At 60.1% G+C, this 16,081-nt stretch carries 18 protein-coding genes; 3 read left to right on the forward strand and 15 right to left on the reverse strand.

The window, feature by feature from the left end; genetic code table 11:
* Positions 1-30 precede the first annotated feature (30 nt).
* From OU993_RS15485 to OU993_RS15495, 3 genes are read left to right on the forward strand one after another with little or no spacing between them, the layout of a single operon-like run.
* Positions 31-783 (forward strand): glycerophosphodiester phosphodiesterase family protein, encoded by a 753-nt coding sequence (locus OU993_RS15485; RefSeq protein ID WP_268158869.1) that lies wholly within the window; start codon positions 31-33, stop codon positions 781-783.
* A complete protein-coding gene (locus OU993_RS15490) occupies positions 780-1,841 on the forward strand; it encodes an ABC transporter ATP-binding protein (RefSeq protein WP_268158871.1) in 1,062 nt (353 codons plus the stop codon). Before OU993_RS15485 ends, OU993_RS15490 begins: the two co-directional genes overlap by 4 nt.
* Entirely contained in the window at positions 1,841-2,722 is an 882-nt protein-coding gene (locus tag OU993_RS15495) for a MurR/RpiR family transcriptional regulator (RefSeq protein ID WP_268158873.1), read from the forward strand. The genes OU993_RS15490 and OU993_RS15495 overlap by 1 nt, the downstream gene beginning before the upstream one ends.
* A 408-nt stretch (positions 2,723-3,130) precedes the next feature.
* Here OU993_RS15495 and OU993_RS15500 read toward each other — a convergent pair whose 3' ends face one another.
* From OU993_RS15500 to OU993_RS15570, 15 genes are all read right to left on the reverse strand, one after another.
* Complete coding sequence (locus OU993_RS15500; protein WP_268158875.1) at positions 3,131-4,135, reverse strand: porin; 1,005 nt, start codon at positions 4,133-4,135, stop codon at positions 3,131-3,133.
* Positions 4,136-4,714: 579 nt separating this feature from the next.
* On the reverse strand, positions 4,715-5,062 hold the full coding sequence (locus OU993_RS15505; RefSeq protein WP_268158877.1) for a DUF6481 family protein: 348 nt from the start codon (positions 5,060-5,062) through the stop codon (positions 4,715-4,717).
* A 28-nt stretch (positions 5,063-5,090) separates the two neighbouring features.
* Positions 5,091-5,315 (reverse strand): hypothetical protein, encoded by a 225-nt coding sequence (locus OU993_RS15510; RefSeq protein WP_268158879.1) that lies wholly within the window; start codon positions 5,313-5,315, stop codon positions 5,091-5,093.
* 134 nt (positions 5,316-5,449) lie between these two features.
* Entirely contained in the window at positions 5,450-5,659 is a 210-nt protein-coding gene (locus tag OU993_RS15515) for a cold-shock protein (protein WP_268158881.1), read from the reverse strand.
* 335 nt (positions 5,660-5,994) lie between these two features.
* Entirely contained in the window at positions 5,995-7,089 is a 1,095-nt protein-coding gene (locus OU993_RS15520; RefSeq protein WP_268159684.1) for an extracellular catalytic domain type 1 short-chain-length polyhydroxyalkanoate depolymerase, read from the reverse strand.
* Positions 7,090-7,276: 187 nt separating this feature from the next.
* A complete protein-coding gene (locus OU993_RS15525) occupies positions 7,277-8,308 on the reverse strand; it encodes a fatty acid desaturase (protein ID WP_268158883.1) in 1,032 nt (343 codons plus the stop codon).
* Entirely contained in the window at positions 8,308-8,502 is a 195-nt protein-coding gene (locus tag OU993_RS15530; RefSeq protein ID WP_268158884.1) for a DUF4167 domain-containing protein, read from the reverse strand. The genes OU993_RS15525 and OU993_RS15530 overlap by 1 nt, the downstream gene beginning before the upstream one ends.
* 509 nt (positions 8,503-9,011) lie before the next feature.
* Positions 9,012-9,260: a hypothetical protein gene (locus OU993_RS15535; RefSeq protein WP_268158885.1), complete on the reverse strand. Its 249-nt coding sequence runs from the start codon at positions 9,258-9,260 to the stop codon at positions 9,012-9,014.
* 11 nt (positions 9,261-9,271) lie between these two features.
* Positions 9,272-9,505 carry a hypothetical protein gene (locus OU993_RS15540; protein WP_268158887.1) on the reverse strand — a complete coding sequence of 78 codons (234 nt, stop codon included), beginning with the start codon at positions 9,503-9,505 and terminating at the stop codon, positions 9,272-9,274.
* A gap of 160 nt (positions 9,506-9,665) precedes the next feature.
* Positions 9,666-9,869, reverse strand: coding sequence for a hypothetical protein (locus OU993_RS15545; protein ID WP_268158889.1), 204 nt, complete (start codon positions 9,867-9,869; stop codon positions 9,666-9,668).
* A 301-nt stretch (positions 9,870-10,170) separates the two neighbouring features.
* Positions 10,171-11,697, reverse strand: coding sequence for a UxaA family hydrolase (locus OU993_RS15550; RefSeq protein ID WP_268158891.1), 1,527 nt, complete (start codon positions 11,695-11,697; stop codon positions 10,171-10,173).
* A 1-nt stretch (position 11,698) separates the two neighbouring features.
* On the reverse strand, positions 11,699-12,709 hold the full coding sequence (locus OU993_RS15555; protein ID WP_268158893.1) for a zinc-binding alcohol dehydrogenase family protein: 1,011 nt from the start codon (positions 12,707-12,709) through the stop codon (positions 11,699-11,701).
* Positions 12,709-13,824 carry a mannitol dehydrogenase family protein gene (locus tag OU993_RS15560; protein WP_268158895.1) on the reverse strand — a complete coding sequence of 372 codons (1,116 nt, stop codon included), beginning with the start codon at positions 13,822-13,824 and terminating at the stop codon, positions 12,709-12,711. The genes OU993_RS15555 and OU993_RS15560 overlap by 1 nt, the downstream gene beginning before the upstream one ends.
* 14 nt (positions 13,825-13,838) lie before the next feature.
* The gene (locus OU993_RS15565) at positions 13,839-15,128 is read right to left on the reverse strand and encodes an L-fuconate dehydratase (protein ID WP_268158897.1); all 1,290 of its coding nucleotides are present in this window, start codon (positions 15,126-15,128) and stop codon (positions 13,839-13,841) included.
* Positions 15,129-15,210: 82 nt separating this feature from the next.
* The gene (locus OU993_RS15570; protein WP_268158899.1) at positions 15,211-16,056 is read right to left on the reverse strand and encodes a fumarylacetoacetate hydrolase family protein; all 846 of its coding nucleotides are present in this window, start codon (positions 16,054-16,056) and stop codon (positions 15,211-15,213) included.
* Positions 16,057-16,081 lie beyond the last annotated feature (25 nt).

Consider the following 16,081-nt stretch of genomic DNA (forward strand, 5'->3'; position numbering starts at 1 on the left):
TCAGATAACGAAATGGGGAAGAACAGACGCATGACACGCATTGCATCCCATCGCGGCGGCACCCTCGAATATGGCGACAGTACACCACGCGGATTTGCGGCCACAGCCGCCATGCCCCTGGATGAGGTGGAATTCGACGTTCACCCGACATCAGACGGCGCGATTGTCGTCCATCACGACCCGACGCTGGAAGGGACGACCGACCGTTGCGGCGCGATCGCCGGCCTGACGCTTGCGGAGGTAAAGGCCGCCACCATCAATTACAGTGCCGGCGGCCATCCGCTCACGCTCGACGAACTCTGCGGGCTCTATGCCACGAGCAGTGTCGATTTTCGTTGCGAGATCAAGCCGGGCGTCGACGCCAGGCCCTATGCGGGCTTCGTGCCGCAGGTTGTCGATCTGCTGCGCAAACACGGCATGTTGGAACGCACAACCTTTTCCTCCTTCCTTCTGTCGTCGCTGGAGGAACTGGCTGCGGCAACGGGCCGGCCACGGCTCTGGCTGGTCAGTCCGCCCGTCTTGCGTCAGGTCGGCGTGCACGGGGTGATCGACCTGTGCCAGGCGCAAGGCATTCCTGAAATTGGCGTCAATATCGACACCGCAGATGCGGAACTTGCCGCGATCATACGCGCTGCCGGGATCGATTTCGGCTGCTGGGCCGCGCATACGCCAGCACAGATCAACAAGGCGCTGACGCTTGACGTCAAGGTGTTCACCACGGATCGGCCGACCTTGGCGATGGCGCTGCGCACCGCCTTTTCTCACGGGGAGGTCGCAGCATGAGCGGCATTGTTCTTCGCAATATACGCAAGACCTATCCTGGCGGCCCGACGGTTCTGCACGATGTCTCGATGGAGTTTCATCCCGGTGAATTCATCGTCATCGTTGGCCCTTCCGGCTGCGGCAAATCCACTTTGCTGCGGCTGATCGCCGGGCTTGAGCGTGCCGATGCGGGCGAGATCGAGATTGCCGGCAAACGCGCCAATGATTTGGCCCCGCAGGACCGCGACATCGCGATGATCTTCCAGAACTATGCGCTTTATCCGCACATGAGCGTGCGCGAAAACATCGCCTTCGGTCTGGAATTGCGCGGTATGCCGCGGGCCGAGCGCAACCGCCGGGCAGAGGAGGTGGCGCACATGTTACAGCTCGACGCCTACCTGGAACGCAAGCCGGCTGCGCTTTCCGGTGGCCAACGCCAGCGTGTCGCCATGGGGCGCGCCATGGCGCGCAACACCTCGACCTTCCTGATGGACGAACCGCTGTCGAATCTGGACAATGCGTTGCGGGTGGCCATGCGCACCGAAATCAAGGAACTGCATCGCCAACTGGGCGCAACGATCGTGTACGTGACCCACGATCAGACGGAGGCCCTGTCGCTTGCCGACCGCGTTGCGGTGATGAAAGACGGTCATCTGCAGCAGTTTGATCGCCCAGAGGCCATTTACGATCGTCCGCAGAACCGTTTCGTCGCGAGTTTTCTCGGCGTGCCGCCAATCAATTTCATCGCCGCCGACCGGCTGCCGGGCTGGCAGGGCATGCAAGGCCTCACGGCGGGGCTTCGCCCGGATATCCTGACGGTCCATACGGAAAGACCGGCCCGCCCGGCGCTTGAAGCCCGCATTGTCCTGTCGGAGATGACGGGTTCGGATCTGCTGTTGCATTGCGACAGCCCCGCAGGACGGCTGACGGTGACGACACCACGACGCGAGAGGATGCTGGCTGCTGATCCGTTGTGGATCTCCTACGACCTTGACCGGACGCTGTTCTTTGATAACGACAGTGGCGAGCGGGTTGATCTCGAACGGAATGTGCACAGCATTTTCAACACGGAAGAATAATGGATAAACAGGATCCGTTTCCCCCGGCGCTCGGCGATCTGATCAGCCGCCATTCCACCCGCCTGACGGATGCCGATACGCGGCTCCTGGATGTTCTGGTGCGGGATCCGATCCGGGCCGCGATGGAAAACGGCAAGGATGTTTCCTTCCGCGCCGGTGTGCACCCGGCGTCGGCGGTCAGGCTTGCCCGGCGGCTGGGCTTCAAGGGTTATCCGGAGTTTCGCAGTTTCCTGCAGGCGAACCTGATGGAAGGTGGTGGCGATTTCGAAAGCTCTGCCGCCCGAATGGCCGCACGCCTGGTGAGGGCAGAGGAGGGCGGTCTGCTCGCTTCGGTCCTCGATAGCGAGATCGCCGCGCTGAACAATGTGCGAAACACCGTCGCGGACAGCGATATACGTTCGTTTTCGGAACGCCTGCGCGACAGTCGGCGGATTTTAGTCTTCGGGCGCGGGCATTCGTCGGCGCTTTCCGCGCTGATCGCGCTTCGATTGGTGCGCTCCGGATATAACGCCATCAACCTCGCCGGGCAGATCGACCAGTTGCCGGAACTGCTCTGGTCACTTTCCAAGGGTGACGTGCTCTGGCTTTTGTCCTTCCGCCGCATCGCACCGCTTGTGCACGAGGTTCGCCGGATTGCTGCAGAACGTGGTGCTGTGACCCTGGCATTGACGGACCTGCACGCAGCCCGGATCGATCCGGCGCCGGACCATCACATCTCGATTTCACGCGGTGAACCGGGCCAGTCCCAATCGCTCGTTGTGCCGATGACCATTGCCAATGCGGTTATCCTCGATCTCGCCGCCATCGATGACGGTCGTTCGATCAGCGCTCTCAACGATCTGCGCTCGTTCCGGGCGGATTCACGGTTGAAGCTAGACTGACGGGGTCATTGCGTGTTTCGCGGGATAATACACATTATGGAACTTCCGCATCCGTCGGTGCCGAGGCAAAGATGTCTTGCTGATGATCGCATATGGCGCAGTAACGGTCGCCGCGCTGTTACGCCCGCTGATAAAAAAATCTCCCCGGCGGGACCGAGGAGATTTCGGATCTCGCTGTCGACGAGAACCTTGACTGGAGTTCTATGGCTCTCCCGAGGGTTCGGGGTGGATCAGAGCAAACATATAACTACATGTCACCTTTAGCCCACCGAGCCCCTTTTGTCGTGGAAAAAAAGCGTGAAGTGAAGATTTTTTTTGATCGTCACTAATTGTTTTGCTTCTCAACCTATTATTTTAAAACGAAAAAAGCCCAGCACAGCTGGGCTTTCTCCGTCAATCCTGAATGGATTAGAACGAACGCTGCAGACGGAAGAAGCCGGAGGTGTAACCGTCGCCGGTGTTCACATCGTCACGCTCGGTGTACTGAACGGATACCTTTGCAGCAAAGCCCTTGGTGATTGCGTAATCGAGCGTTACGCCGGCCTTCCAGCCGTCGAGGCTGCTGTTCCAGGCAATGTTGTCCCAGTACTGGAAGCCGGGAGTAACCTTGAACTTGTCGGTGATCGCAGCTTCGTAAGCAACGGCGTAGGCCCACTCGGAAGCCGAGTAATAAGCGTTGGTGCCGGACGAATAGACAACTGCACCTTCGAGAGTGCCCGGGCCGATACCGGCGCTCAGGATTCCACGAACAGCACCCTCTTCGCGGTCGACGTCGTAACCGCCGAGAAGGGCAGCCTTGACCGGTCCGAATGCGCCGGAGATCTGGCCTTCAACGCCGAGCGTGTCGTTGTTGGTGAAGGTGGGGCTGTTCAGTTCGTCCACGAAGATGCCGGCCTTGAAGGCGCCAGCCGTGAACTCGTAACCGATCTGATTGATACGGTTCGAGCCGAGTTCGTCGGTTTCACCAACGATGCCCAAGTCCCAGTAGTTGTAGCCGTAACCAGCGCGGAAGCCGCCAAGCGTCAGGAAGGCTTCGTCGAGTTCGATCAACCCGTCATTGGCGTTCGTGCTGTTGCTGGAATCGTCAGCCCAAGCACGAACCGTGATGGTGCCGCCGAGCGGACCGTATTCGGTGTCGGACTTCGAAGCGAAGGTGACCAGACCGCGCGTACGGGCATTCCAGTTCGGCTGCGAGTCACGCTCGTCCGCGTCAACCTGGAAGCGGACGTAACCGCTGATCTTGAGGCAGGTTTCGGTGCCTGGGATGTAGAAGTAACCCGCGCCGAAAGCATCGCACACGCGAACGTATTCCATCGGCTCCGGCTCAGCGGCAACGATGGCGTCGGCAGCCTGAGCGCCGGATACTGCTGCGAGGGCCGCAGCGGAGCCGAGAAGAAGGCTCTTGATGTTCATAATGACCTCCAGTCATACTGTTTTACGACGCAAGCTTGAGAAACTTTCGAATCCCATCCGCCTGCTTGCGCCCCCTCCTAATGACAGATGACCCGCTCGGCGCGCAATAAGTGATAGTCAATTACAATCGGTTCTATCCTTCATAATCCGCTTATGTAGTAAATGAGCAACAATCACATTTTCGTTCCTTGACATCGGTTTTCCCATGCCCGGTGTCGGCGTTGCGTTCAGCACCACAGACGCCGCCACACCGAAATCAAATATCTAAATAATTGAAAACATTATCGGATGTGATCCCGCACGGCGCGTGACTTCCCCCCTTCCCTCTTGTCCCTGGACGAGCGGAAGACAGAAGAAAGACCCGGACGGACATGGCGACGGCTCGTCGCGCAATAGCGGATTGGGGCGGCAGACCGGCAAGGGCTGGGCCGTTCAGTGTCCCGTTGATGGCACGCAGGCGCTGTTAAGCCGGAAAAGCCCAGGTCTGCATGGCCAGCGCCCGGAGTTGGAAGCCGCCCCGGAGGGACATGAGGATGGGCGATACGCTCCCGCAAGTGCCGCCCCTCCCGATATCGTTGATCAGGCTTTCCTTGCCTTGCGGTTGGCGTAGCGCCGGTCACGTTCGGCCTTGCGTGCCTCTTCGTCTTCGATGATCCGTGCTTGTTCGGCGAGGCCTGCTGCCTCAGCGGCTGCCTGACGCTCCGCGGCGTCCGCTTCCATCCGCTTCTGGTCTTCGAGCTTCACGCGCTCGCGTTCAATGCGTCGCTCTTCGCGAGCTGTCGCAATGGCTGTACGTTCGGCCTGCCGCGCCATTCTATCAGGGTCTGCGGCCGTCTTTGCCGCCCGATAGGCTTCGAGCAAGGCGGCCTTGGCGTCGGCGGATGCGGTGCGGCGGTCAACGATTTCGTTATTTCTGGCGTTTTTCATTCTAATCCCAGCAATGGTGCCCAGGAAATCAGCGCGTCTTGGCGCGCTTGGGCGTGAGTTTGGATGGCGCGGACAGGCTGTCGGCCTGTTCCTTGGCAAGACGTGCCTCGCGCAGCCGCAGGGTTTTGGCATCCCTGGCCTGTGCGATGGATTCCAGTTCCGTCAGCGCGCTATTCTTCGAAAAGAACTGCGTCTGAACATGACCGAATGCGATCTCCGCCTGCTGGCGGGATTTGCTGTGTGTTTGTGTCATTGGACCTGACCTTATTCAGTGGCGACATTGAGTGCCGACCGAAATGGAAAAGGCCAGGCAATTTGCCCGGCCTTTGATGAAATCGCTTCCGGCAGTGCCAGTACATCCGTGGTCACCGGGAAGCGGATAACCGTTTATGCGGCCTGCAGGTTGGTGGCCGACATTTTGCCGGACTTGTGGTCGCGCTCCAGCTCGAAGCCGATCTTCTGACCTTCGACAAGATCGCGCATTCCGGCGCGCTCGACGGCAGAGATGTGAACGAAGGCGTCAGCGCCGCCGTTGTCGGGCTGGATAAAGCCGAAGCCCTTGGTGGAATTAAACCATTTTACTGTGCCATTGGTCATGATGAACCCTTTCAAAGCATAGTGTGAGGGACCGTGAAACGGATGCTGCACGGGTGGAAACCGACAATTTTTGAAAGGGAAGTTCGCTTAAAGCGCGGTGCCAATCGCGCGGTAGACAAAGCTCGGCAAGCAAAAGATCGATGAAGTTATCTATATCGGAACGTGTTCACAAAAGCAATGAAAAGTTTTCGATAAATGTCGTTTTCGACCATAAATTGTACGGCGTGCCGCATTCGGCGTTCAATTCTGCTCATTGCCGAGGCTTCAAGACCCTCGGTAGTCTTCTCAAGGACGATCGGACAGCGGATACGCGTCAAAAGTGACAAAACAAAGCGTCACTTCATCAGGCCTGCAGACCGTAAGGCGTCTTCGATGATCTTTTGAATGCCGCCTGCATCTGTGAGCGGACCGTTTGCGATGAATGGCGCCGAACGCCTGCCGACGCCGGCAGATTTCGACTTCGATGTTTTCTTTTCGAAGGACGGGATCAAACCCCAGCCGCGAGCGGCATGCAGCGTGGAGGAAAAACCCACATCCAGCATGTAGGGAGCCGGTCTGCTATAACCATCGCCGCCGTCGATCGGCGCTCCATGTCCCATACCTTCGATTTCAATATATTCGAGGAGGACAGTGCCATCGGCATCCTGCCAAGTCGTCCGGGTATGCCTGTCGTCCGTTTCCGTGCGACCGGCCGCGTTGTCCAGCCCATGCACGGCCTGCCACTGCGCAATAATGGACTTGCCGTTCACCGGCGCCACCGTGGCATCGCTGGTCCCGTGGAAAACCGAGATCGACGGCCAGGGCCCTGCAAAGTCGGATGCCCGGCGAAGCCTTGCCTGGAGTTGTGTCGCATCGGGAATTCCGCGACCGCGCATCAGGTCGAAAGCCTGCGGCACCCTGCCCGCGCAGCCATAAGGAAGCCCTGCAAGGATGGCGCCGCCCGCAAACACCTCGGGATAGGTCGCCAGCATCACGTTCGCCATGGCGCCACCAGCCGAAAGGCCCGTAATGTAAATGCGCGCCGGGTCGATCTGATAGTGCTCGACCGTCGCGTCGATCATCTGGCGGATGGAAAGCGCCTCCCCCTCGCCGCGCCGGATATCCTCGGGCACGAACCAGTTGAAACAGGTATTGGCATTGTTCTGTCTCGTCTGCTGAGGATAAAGAACCGCAAACCCGTATTCGTCCGCAAGACGGGACCATCCGCTTCCATCTTCATAAGCGGCAGCGGATTGGGTGCAGCCATGCAAAGCAACCACCAGTCCCGACTGCGCCGGCAGGTGGGCGGGAATATGAAGTTTGGCTTGCAGCATGCCCGGATTTGAGCCGAACGGGTGAAGATCAGCCCCATTGGGATAGGGAGCTTCTGCAGGCTGGTTCATGGCCCGAAAATTCGCAAGCCGGGCCAGGGTGTCAGACATCGATCGCATTGGTTTATCCTTTTCGCATCCGACAGGATGACGATACGCTATCCTCAACGCATCGTCGCACCATACGTTGCTGCACCGCACAATGTTTGTGAATTTTTCTTTGGGACATGTTTTTCCTGCGTCGCACATTCGACCGGCGACACGGAGCCGAACGCCTTCTTGCGCGCAGCCCGTGTCTATGACGCCGTCACAGAAGCGCTTTTGCCTCCCGCAGGGTCACAAGTCTTTGTGCATTTTCATCCCACAGGATGAGCTTCACGCAACCCAGACTGTCACGCAGTCCGATGCGACCGAGACCAGCCAGTTCCGGATGGTCACGAAGGACCTCGGGCAAGCGATAAAAGGGAACCTTGCTCGACAGGTGGTGGATGTGATGCATGCCGATGTTTCCCGTAATCCAGCGCAACGGACTCGGCAGGTCGTAATGTGAAGCGCCGTGCATGGCCGCATAGGGAAAGTCCCATTCCGGGGGTCTGGACCAATGCGTGTCTTCGAACTGGTGCTGAACATAAAACAGCCAGACGCCAGCGGACCCGGCAAGCAGGACAATCGGCAGATGAACCATCAGAAACGGCACGATCCCGATCGCCCAGATCAGGATCGCGGCAAGGATCGCCACGGCCGCGTTGGTTGCCATGGTCGAAACCCAGGGCAAGGCGCCGGCCCGCATCATTCCAAAGGGCAGTCTTTGTTTGAAGAGAAACAGGAAGGCCGGGCCGATGCCGAACATCACCAATGGATGCCGATAGAGACGGTATGCCAGTTTGCCGCGGGGCGACAGCGCCGCGTATTCGGCAACGGTGAGCGTGGTGATATCACCCACGCCACGTTCATCCAAATTGCCGGCAGAGGCGTGGTGTTCGGCATGGGCGCGCCGCCAGTAGTCATAGGGTGTCAATGTCAGGATGCCGATCGCCCGTCCGGTCCAGTCGTCCCACCGGCGGCGGCCGAAAAGTGAACCGTGACCGCAATCATGCTGCAGCATGAACAGCCGCAACAGAAAACCGGCTGCCGGGATAACCAGGATCAGGCCGAACCAATAGCCATACACCAAGGAGACCCAGGTGGCTGCCCAAAGCAGCACAAAGGGCACAAGGGTCACTGCGAGCTCGAACAGGCTGCGCTCGATCCGCGGCTTGCGGTAGTTCGAGAGTATCTTGAGCCACGCCTTTTCATTTCCGGCACCCGGATGGACATCAGCGGATGTGGGGTCGATCATCAATCGGCTTCTTTCTGTTCGGCGGCGCTTCGAAGGAAATGCTCTGCGTGCTGGAGGTCATTTTCGGCGCCGACTCGGTCGCCAGCCGACAACTTGTACTCGGCAAACTGTAAATGTTGCCGATATTTTTCCAGCAACCGCTGTTTATTCGTCTGCCCGCCTTGTAGGGCACGCCGGCTCGGTTTCCTGTTCATGATTGTTCGAGCGTCATGCTCGCTCCTAATTTCGGACATGCGTCTCAATCGATCTGCTCGGCAACAATCTGGCGAAGCTCCTTGCGGCTCAATCCGCTGAAGGGCTTGGGTGCAGGTCGCTGCAAGAGGGCCTGGGATGCGGAGGCCATTGAGGAATTCAGGGCTATGGTAATGGTCATTATCTTCCACGCGCAGGAGCAGGCTCGACTGCGACTACAAAAATTGTTTGGGAGGTTGGCGAGCAGTTCGGCATCAGCCGTTCAGTGCTCGCATGATACGTGTCTATTACAGCATTGTGGCCATAACACGTCGGACGTTGTCGGGTTCCAACAGAACCGCCGGAGGGCGACGAGACCCGCACGTAATAGTGCGCCAGGCAAGCGGGGCAGCACCCGGCCCCTCGTGAAACCCTCAAACCGGCCCCTCAAAGTCAAGGGTGCGGGACAATGGGTTTTGGATCGTCCGGTCCGCCAACGCCCCTTCACCACCGGCGCGTCTCGTGGATGGCCTTACGCGGCACGCCGCGGAAGCGGATAATGGGCTGCATCATACAGCGAACGAATTTCGCTGCTTCCAAAACGTGCCCCACGAACCTCGAGAATTGCTCCCCGAAGCTGGGAGCCGGGCAGTTCTTCGATTGCGAAACGAATGGCCTCTGCCATACTGTCGAACCGCTTGTAACGGGGGCCGCTGATGCTTCCTCCGAGCCGCCTGCCAGCGAAAAAGCCGGCAGGTGATGCATAGTCAATCTCAATCATGGTCAATCTTTTCAAAGCTGTGCGGGATCAAAACCGGCATGGCCAGGATCGGTCCGCCCGATTAGAGGCATTGGGTCGCCCGCGCGACGGCCCGAGGCGGGAAACCGTGTCAGGCCGACAATCCGCAACCTGTCGCAATGCTCGGGCAGATCGACGGAGATAGAGGGACGGTTGTCGCCATACTCGCGCCGGCCGATCCTCACGAGGTTGCGCGACATGCAGGCGGAATAGAACTCTCTACGCATGGCTTTGCTCCTTGTTCAACGAGGCGCCGACCATGAAAGCAACTGTGCCAGACAAGAGCGACGAACGAGACTGCGATTAGGACGCGCGCAGTCGACGCGTTTCGAGATAGGCTGGCGGGGCGATCCGGCATCAAACACGGAGCAGACGGCAGCCCGTTTATTATTTCTTCTTGGCACGCACCGCCGGGGCAGGGTTCGCCATCGCTTCCTTTTCCAGGCGCAATTGGCGCAACCTGGAGGTCTTGCTCACTCTGAGCGCGTTTTCGGAGGATATGATGTGTCGCGCGGTCTGATCGGTCACGGCAGCCTTTTCGCCCGCTGAAAGTCTAACCGGGGCGGCGTGAGCATCCTTTGTCGTCGACATCAAATATCCTTCCATCGTGCGGAAATTACGTCCCGCCGATCGCGCGACATCACAGCCGGATATAATTCAAGCAAAATGCTGTCGCTTCGATTTCAATTCCCTTTGATATGGGACGTTTTTTCAAAATTACAATGGATTGCCATTGCCACCGAAATTTTACGTACCAAGACCTGATCGTGCCAGCTGGTAGAACTTTGCGATTACGACAGCCGGATTGGCGGAACAACAGGATCGTCCGCGCCAATCGACCAGAGGCAATTGTTCAGCAAGTCAGGCTGGTGCGTCCAATCAGAGTGGCGCCTCACATGACGGCGCCGATCTGCCAGGGCACGAACTCGTTGCGGCCATACCCCAATTCTTCCGACTTCGTCTGTTTGCCGGAGGCGACTGCCAGGATCTCGTCAAAAATCTGCCGGCCCTTCTCTTCCAGCGAAACACCTTCGACGATATCGCCGCAATTGATGTCCATGTCGTCCGGCATGCGGGCATAGAGTTCGCTGTTGGTCGCGAGTTTGATCGAGGGCACCGGCTTGCAGCCATAGGCGGAGCCGCGGCCGGTGGTGAAACAGAGGATGTTCGCACCGCCCGCCACCTGGCCCGTTGCCGCCACCGGATCGTAGCCGGGCGTGTCCATGTAGACAAAACCCTTGCGGTCGATCCGCTCCGCATAACGATAGACACCGCGCAGCGTGGAATTGCCGCCCTTGGCAACGGCACCCAGCGACTTTTCGAGGATCGTGGTCAGCCCGCCGGCCTTGTTGCCGGGAGAGGGATTGTTGTTCATCTCGCCGCCGTTCTTGGCGGTGTATTCCTCCCACCAGTGGATGAGGTCGACGATCTTCTGGCCGACTTCGGCGCTTTCGGCGCGGCGGGTCAGAAGATGTTCGGCGCCATAGATTTCGGGCGTTTCCGAGAGGATCGCCGTACCGCCCTGGCGCACCAGCATATCGGCGGCAACCCCGAGGGCCGGATTGGCGGTGAGGCCGGAATAACCGTCCGAGCCGCCGCATTGCAGGGCAAGCGAGAGCTCCGAAGCCGGGATCGGTTGGCGCTTGGTACGTGCCGCAAATGGCAGCATGTCCTTGATGCGCGCAACACCCGCTTCGACCGCCTTGCGCGTGCCCCCGGTCTCCTGGATCGTCAGCGACTGGAAATGATCCCCCTCGGCAATATGATAGGTGTCCTTCATGCGCGGGATCTGGAACACCTCACAACCGAGGCCGACGAGCAGCACCGCGGAAAAGTTCGGGTGACTGGCATATCCCCACTGGGTGCGCGCCAGAACGTCAAAGGCCTCGCCCTTGCCCGCCATGCCGCAGCCCTGGCCGTGCGGCAGAGGCACGATGCCGTCGATATCCGGATAATCGGCAAGAATGCCGGAGCGCATGATTTCGTCGGCGACATAATCCACGACGGTGGCCGAACAGTTCACCGAGGACAGGATGCCGATATAGTTACGGGTGCCGGCGCGCCCGTCTGGACGACGAAACCCGTCAAAGAAGGCCGGAACTTCCCCTGCCCTGAGGCCCTCGACGGGTTTGGCATCGGCGGCGAAGGCATAGTCGCGCTCGAAATCTTCCCCCATGGTGACGTTCTTTTCGTGCACCCATTCGCCGGGCTCGATGGCCGTGCTGGCGAAACCGATGATCTGGCCGAACTTGCGGATCGGTTCGCCCGGGGGGATCGGTCGGGCGGCGATCTTGTGGCCACGCGGCACGCGGGCGCGGGTCACGATGTCGCCTTCCACCGGGCTTCCCGCCGGCAGGTCGGCGATGGCCACGACCACATTGTCCGCTGCATTCAGGCGCAGGATACGTCCGATCGTCATCTCAAACCTCCAGGATGGCCTTGATCACGCCGGCTTCCGGTCGCGACCAGTCTTCAAAAAGCTGAACGCCGTCTTCGAGACGCCCAATATGGGTATTCAGTGCCCGGGTAGGAACCTTGGCGGCCTGAATCTGCCGCACCACTTCGGCGAAGTCGTCCGGCTGGGCATTGCGGCTGGCAAACAGCGTCGCCTCCCGTTTGTGGAACTCGGGATCGGAAAAGGTGATGTCCTGGCGAACCACGGAGAGCAGCACATAACGCGCGCCGTGGGCGAGGAAATTGAAGCCGCGCTGCATCGGGATCGCATTGCCGGTCGCGTCGATCACCACGTCGAAACCGTCGCCTTGTGTCATCTTCTGAACTTCCGCCTCGGCGGTCTCGTCGGCGAACAAGCTCGCATCGGCGCCCAGCCGTTCCACCGCAAAGGCGAGGCGATCGCTTCGCGTATCCATCACCGTCACTTCGGCCCCCCTCGCCTTGGCAAAGATGATCGCCGACATGCCAATCGGCCCGGCGCCGGTGATCAATACGCGGTCGGAACTGCCGATATTGCCGCGCTTGATGCCATGCGCGCCGATCGCCAGGAATTCGATCATCGCCGCATCGGCCAGCGCGATGTCGCCGGTCGGGATGACATTCTGCTCGGGCACGCAGACATACTCCGCCATGCCGCCGTCACAGTGAACGCCGAGAACCTGGATGTTCTGGCAGGCATTGGTCAGCCCCTTGCGGCAGGCATGGCACGCACCGCAGGAGAGATAGGGGACGATATAGACGGGATCGCCCGCCTTGAATGCGCTCGTCGCCGGCGCTTCCTCGACGGTTCCGGAAAGCTCATGGCCCATGACCCGTGGATATTCGAGGAACGGATGTTTGCCCGCATAGATGTGGAAATCCGTACCGCAGATGCCGACATGGCGGATGCGCACCAGCACCTCGCCTTCCGCCGGTTTGGGAACCGGACGCTCGATGACGGAAAGACGGCCGGGCTCGTTACAGATGAGGGCTTTCATCAGAGGGTCCTTTGCGTTTTGGCGATGATGGCCTGAAGCGTGGGCGCAGGTCTGCCGCACCAGTCCAGGAAGGCGGCAAGACGCCGCTCGATCTTCAGCGCGTGGTTTCCGGCAATGTCGGACAGCCGGTGTTCAAGATAAGGGTTGAGGAAGCGCGCCAGCGTCGTTTCGACATACGTGCGGGCCTCTCTTTCCATGCCCATCGCTGCAAAACCGGGTACGACCTCATCCCAGTATACTGCGTCGATCCGGCTGCGCACGCCCGGGTCGGAGAGAATGGCACGCACGGTTTCATCCTTCGGTCGCCCACCCGAGAGCCAGATGTCGGCCAGAACCGTGTGGCCGAGATTGAGGATATGCAGCTTCAGCCGCTCGAAGGGTTCGATATCCTCGGCCACAACGATCGCCGGATGCCGGCAGGGCAGCGTCAGGCCCGGCTGGTCCTCGATGGCCCAGAGCGCATAAGGTTCGGCGACCGCACCGACCGGTTCGAGCGCTTCGGAGACGATGCGATCCACCAGCGTATTGGCAAAGACGATGTTCGTGTCCAGCCAGTCGACAAAGTCCTGGGTCGCTCCTGCCTCGATCGCAAATGTCCGGACGAGCCCTTTCAAAACCGGTCCATTGCGGTTCACCAGTTCGCAGGGAAGGATGGTGATCGGACGCCCACCAGCCTGGAAACGGGCGTGCAGCAATTGCGCGAGCTTTGCCGGAAACGATGCGAAGGGGGTCTCGACACCAAGGCCTTTGACCCGTTCGGACACGTCTACGTCATAACCGGCATCGCCGGTATTGGAGAGCACGAACTCTGTCCGCTCAACGAAAAGGTCAACGATCTCCGCCCAGTCGCGAGCGGTGGAAAGACCCCGTTCGACGCTTTTCACCTTGACCGTCCGGTCGACCGGTTGCCCATCCTCCAGTCCGCGGATGATCACCGGGTAACCTTCTTTGTCGCCAAAGGCGGCAAGCCGCCCGGCGCGCGAAACATCGCCGGAGGTCTGCACCACAACCACGTTCGGCACGTCCTGTCCCGCCTCGCGGGCCTCATGCAGAAAGAGATCCGCATGGGCCTGAAGAAAGCGGCTGGTGCCGAACTGAAGGATCAATCCGCTCATCATCGCCTCCGGTCTCACGCCGCCTCCGGTTTGCCGAAGGTGTAGGTGGCGATCGACTCCGGCTTCATCTCGATCGAGAAACCCGGGCGCGTCGGCGGCATGTAGGCCGCATTCTCGATCCGGCAGGGATCGAGGAAATGTTCGTGCAGGTGATCGACATATTCGATCACGCGGCCGTCCTTGGTGCCAGAGACGGCGATGTAATCGATCATCGACAGGTGCTGCACATATTCGCAAAGCCCGACGCCGCCCGCATGCGGCCAGACTGGCTTGCCGTATTTCGCCGCCAGCAAGAGCACCGCCAGTACCTCGTTCAATCCGCCCATGCGGCAACTGTCGATCTGCACGATGTCGATCGCGCCCTCGGTGATGAACTGCTTGAACATGATGCGGTTCTGGCACATCTCGCCGGTTGCGACCTTGATCGGGGCAATCGCCTCGCGGATCTTGCGGTGACCGGCAACGTCATCCGGGCTCGTCGGCTCCTCGATGAAGAAGGGTTTGCAAAAGGCAAGCGCCTTCATCCATTCGATCGCCTGACCGACTTCCCAGACCTGGTTGGCATCGACCATCAGATAGCGGTCGGGGCCGATCACCTCGCGGGCGATGGTGAGGCGGCGGATGTCGTCTTCCAGGTCGCGGCCGACCTTCATCTTGATATGGTTGAAACCCTGATCGACCGCCTCCTGCGCCAGGCGCCGCAGTTTCTCGTCGCCATATCCCAGCCAACCGGCGGAGGTCGTGTAGCAGGGATAACCCTCGCATTCGAGAATGGCCATCCGCTCCGCCTTGCCGTCTTCGGCTTTGCGCAGAATCTCGAGCGCCTCGTCACGCGTCAGCGCATCGGTGAGGTAGCGGTAGTCAACGATGTCGGCAATCTCCTCCGGCGTCATCGTCGCAACGAATTTCCACACTGGAAGACCGGCTTCCTTGGCCATCGCATCCCAAAAAGCGTTGACGACGGCGCCGGTGGCGAGATGCATCGCGCCCTTGTCCGGGCCGATCCAGCGCAACTGGCTGTCGCCGGTCAGCTTGCGCCAAAACTTTCCGGGCGCCGCCTTCACCTCGCCGAGATCGACGCCCACCACCAGATGGCGCATGGCCTCGATCGCCATGCAGCAGATGTCGTTGCCGCGACCGATGGTGAAGGTCAGGCCATGACCCGCAAGACCCGCTTTATCCGTTTCCAGCACGACATAGGCCGCCGAATAATCCGGATCGGGATTCATGGCGTCGGAGCCGTCCAGACTTGCCGATGTCGGAAAGCGAAGGTCGTAAACGCGAAGGTTCGTGATGCGGGTCATGTCAACCTCTTCTGCGGGTCCGCGCTTTTCGGGAGCCGGCTCTCCCGGCGGACCAGCAGGATCGTCTTGTGCCGGATATGCCTCAGGCGTCGGCCTTAAACGTCTGCTTCTGCCTGCCGAGGCCTTCGATGCCGAGTTCGACCACGTCGCCGGGTTTGAGATAGCGTGGCGGCTTCATGCCCATGCCGACGCCGGGCGGTGTTCCGGTCGAAATCACGTCGCCCGGATGCAGCGACATGAACTGCGAAAGGTAGGAGACGAGGAAGGCGACGCCGTAGACCATCGTGGAGGTCGTGCCGTCCTGCATCGTCTCGCCGTTGACCTTCAGCCACATGGACAGGTTCTGCGGATCGGCGATCTCGTCCTTGGTGACGAGCCAGGGGCCGATCGGCCCAAACGTGTCGCAGGACTTGCCTTTCGTCCACTGGCCGGAGCGTTCGGTCTGGAAACCGCGTTCGGAGACGTCATGGCTGACGCAATACCCGGCGACGTAGTCCAGAGCCTCTGCCTCGCTGACGTATTTCGCCGTCTTGCCGATGACGATGCCGAGTTCCACTTCCCAGTCGGTCTTTTCCGAACCGCGCGGGATCAAGACGTCGTCATTCGGGCCGCAGATCGCCGAGGTGGCCTTCATGAAGATCACCGGTTCGGGCGGAACGGCCATGCCGGATTCGGCGGCGTGGTCGGAATAGTTCAGCCCGATGCAGATGAACTTGCCGGTGCCGGCCACGCAGGCGCCGAGGCGTTCGGCGGAGGATACCTCCGGCAGCGATGCCGTATCGATGGAGGCGAGCTTGGCCAAGGCGGCCGGATCAAGGGCGGCACCCGACAGGTCGGAGAGGTGGGCGGAGAGATCGCGGATCGTGCCATCGGCAGCCAGAAGGCCGGGTTTTTCGGCGCCGATCGGGCCGTAACGAAGCAGTTTCATCGGTTATTCCTTTCGCGTCATTCTG

It is taken from the genome of Rhizobium sp. SL86 (genome assembly GCF_026672545.1).
Taxonomy (GTDB): Bacteria; Pseudomonadota; Alphaproteobacteria; order Rhizobiales; family Rhizobiaceae; genus Neorhizobium.

Bases quoted from the DNA above. Each gene is read 5' to 3' on its own strand.
- OU993_RS15485 (WP_268158869.1), top strand. From the start codon at position 31: ATGACACGCATTGCATCCCATCGCGGCGGCACCCTCGAATATGGCGAC.
- OU993_RS15490 (WP_268158871.1), top strand. From the start codon at position 780: ATGAGCGGCATTGTTCTTCGCAATATACGCAAGACCTATCCTGGCGGC.
- OU993_RS15495 (WP_268158873.1), top strand. From the start codon at position 1,841: ATGGATAAACAGGATCCGTTTCCCCCGGCGCTCGGCGATCTGATCAGC.
- OU993_RS15500 (WP_268158875.1), bottom strand. From the start codon at position 4,135: ATGAACATCAAGAGCCTTCTTCTCGGCTCCGCTGCGGCCCTCGCAGCA.
- OU993_RS15505 (WP_268158877.1), bottom strand. From the start codon at position 5,062: ATGAAAAACGCCAGAAATAACGAAATCGTTGACCGCCGCACCGCATCC.
- OU993_RS15510 (WP_268158879.1), bottom strand. From the start codon at position 5,315: ATGACACAAACACACAGCAAATCCCGCCAGCAGGCGGAGATCGCATTC.
- OU993_RS15515 (WP_268158881.1), bottom strand. From the start codon at position 5,659: ATGACCAATGGCACAGTAAAATGGTTTAATTCCACCAAGGGCTTCGGC.
- OU993_RS15520 (WP_268159684.1), bottom strand. From the start codon at position 7,089: ATGCGATCGATGTCTGACACCCTGGCCCGGCTTGCGAATTTTCGGGCC.
- OU993_RS15525 (WP_268158883.1), bottom strand. From the start codon at position 8,308: ATGATCGACCCCACATCCGCTGATGTCCATCCGGGTGCCGGAAATGAA.
- OU993_RS15530 (WP_268158884.1), bottom strand. From the start codon at position 8,502: ATGAACAGGAAACCGAGCCGGCGTGCCCTACAAGGCGGGCAGACGAAT.
- OU993_RS15535 (WP_268158885.1), bottom strand. From the start codon at position 9,260: ATGATTGAGATTGACTATGCATCACCTGCCGGCTTTTTCGCTGGCAGG.
- OU993_RS15540 (WP_268158887.1), bottom strand. From the start codon at position 9,505: ATGCGTAGAGAGTTCTATTCCGCCTGCATGTCGCGCAACCTCGTGAGG.
- OU993_RS15545 (WP_268158889.1), bottom strand. From the start codon at position 9,869: ATGTCGACGACAAAGGATGCTCACGCCGCCCCGGTTAGACTTTCAGCG.
- OU993_RS15550 (WP_268158891.1), bottom strand. From the start codon at position 11,697: ATGACGATCGGACGTATCCTGCGCCTGAATGCAGCGGACAATGTGGTC.
- OU993_RS15555 (WP_268158893.1), bottom strand. From the start codon at position 12,709: ATGAAAGCCCTCATCTGTAACGAGCCCGGCCGTCTTTCCGTCATCGAG.
- OU993_RS15560 (WP_268158895.1), bottom strand. From the start codon at position 13,824: ATGAGCGGATTGATCCTTCAGTTCGGCACCAGCCGCTTTCTTCAGGCC.
- OU993_RS15565 (WP_268158897.1), bottom strand. From the start codon at position 15,128: ATGACCCGCATCACGAACCTTCGCGTTTACGACCTTCGCTTTCCGACA.
- OU993_RS15570 (WP_268158899.1), bottom strand. From the start codon at position 16,056: ATGAAACTGCTTCGTTACGGCCCGATCGGCGCCGAAAAACCCGGCCTT.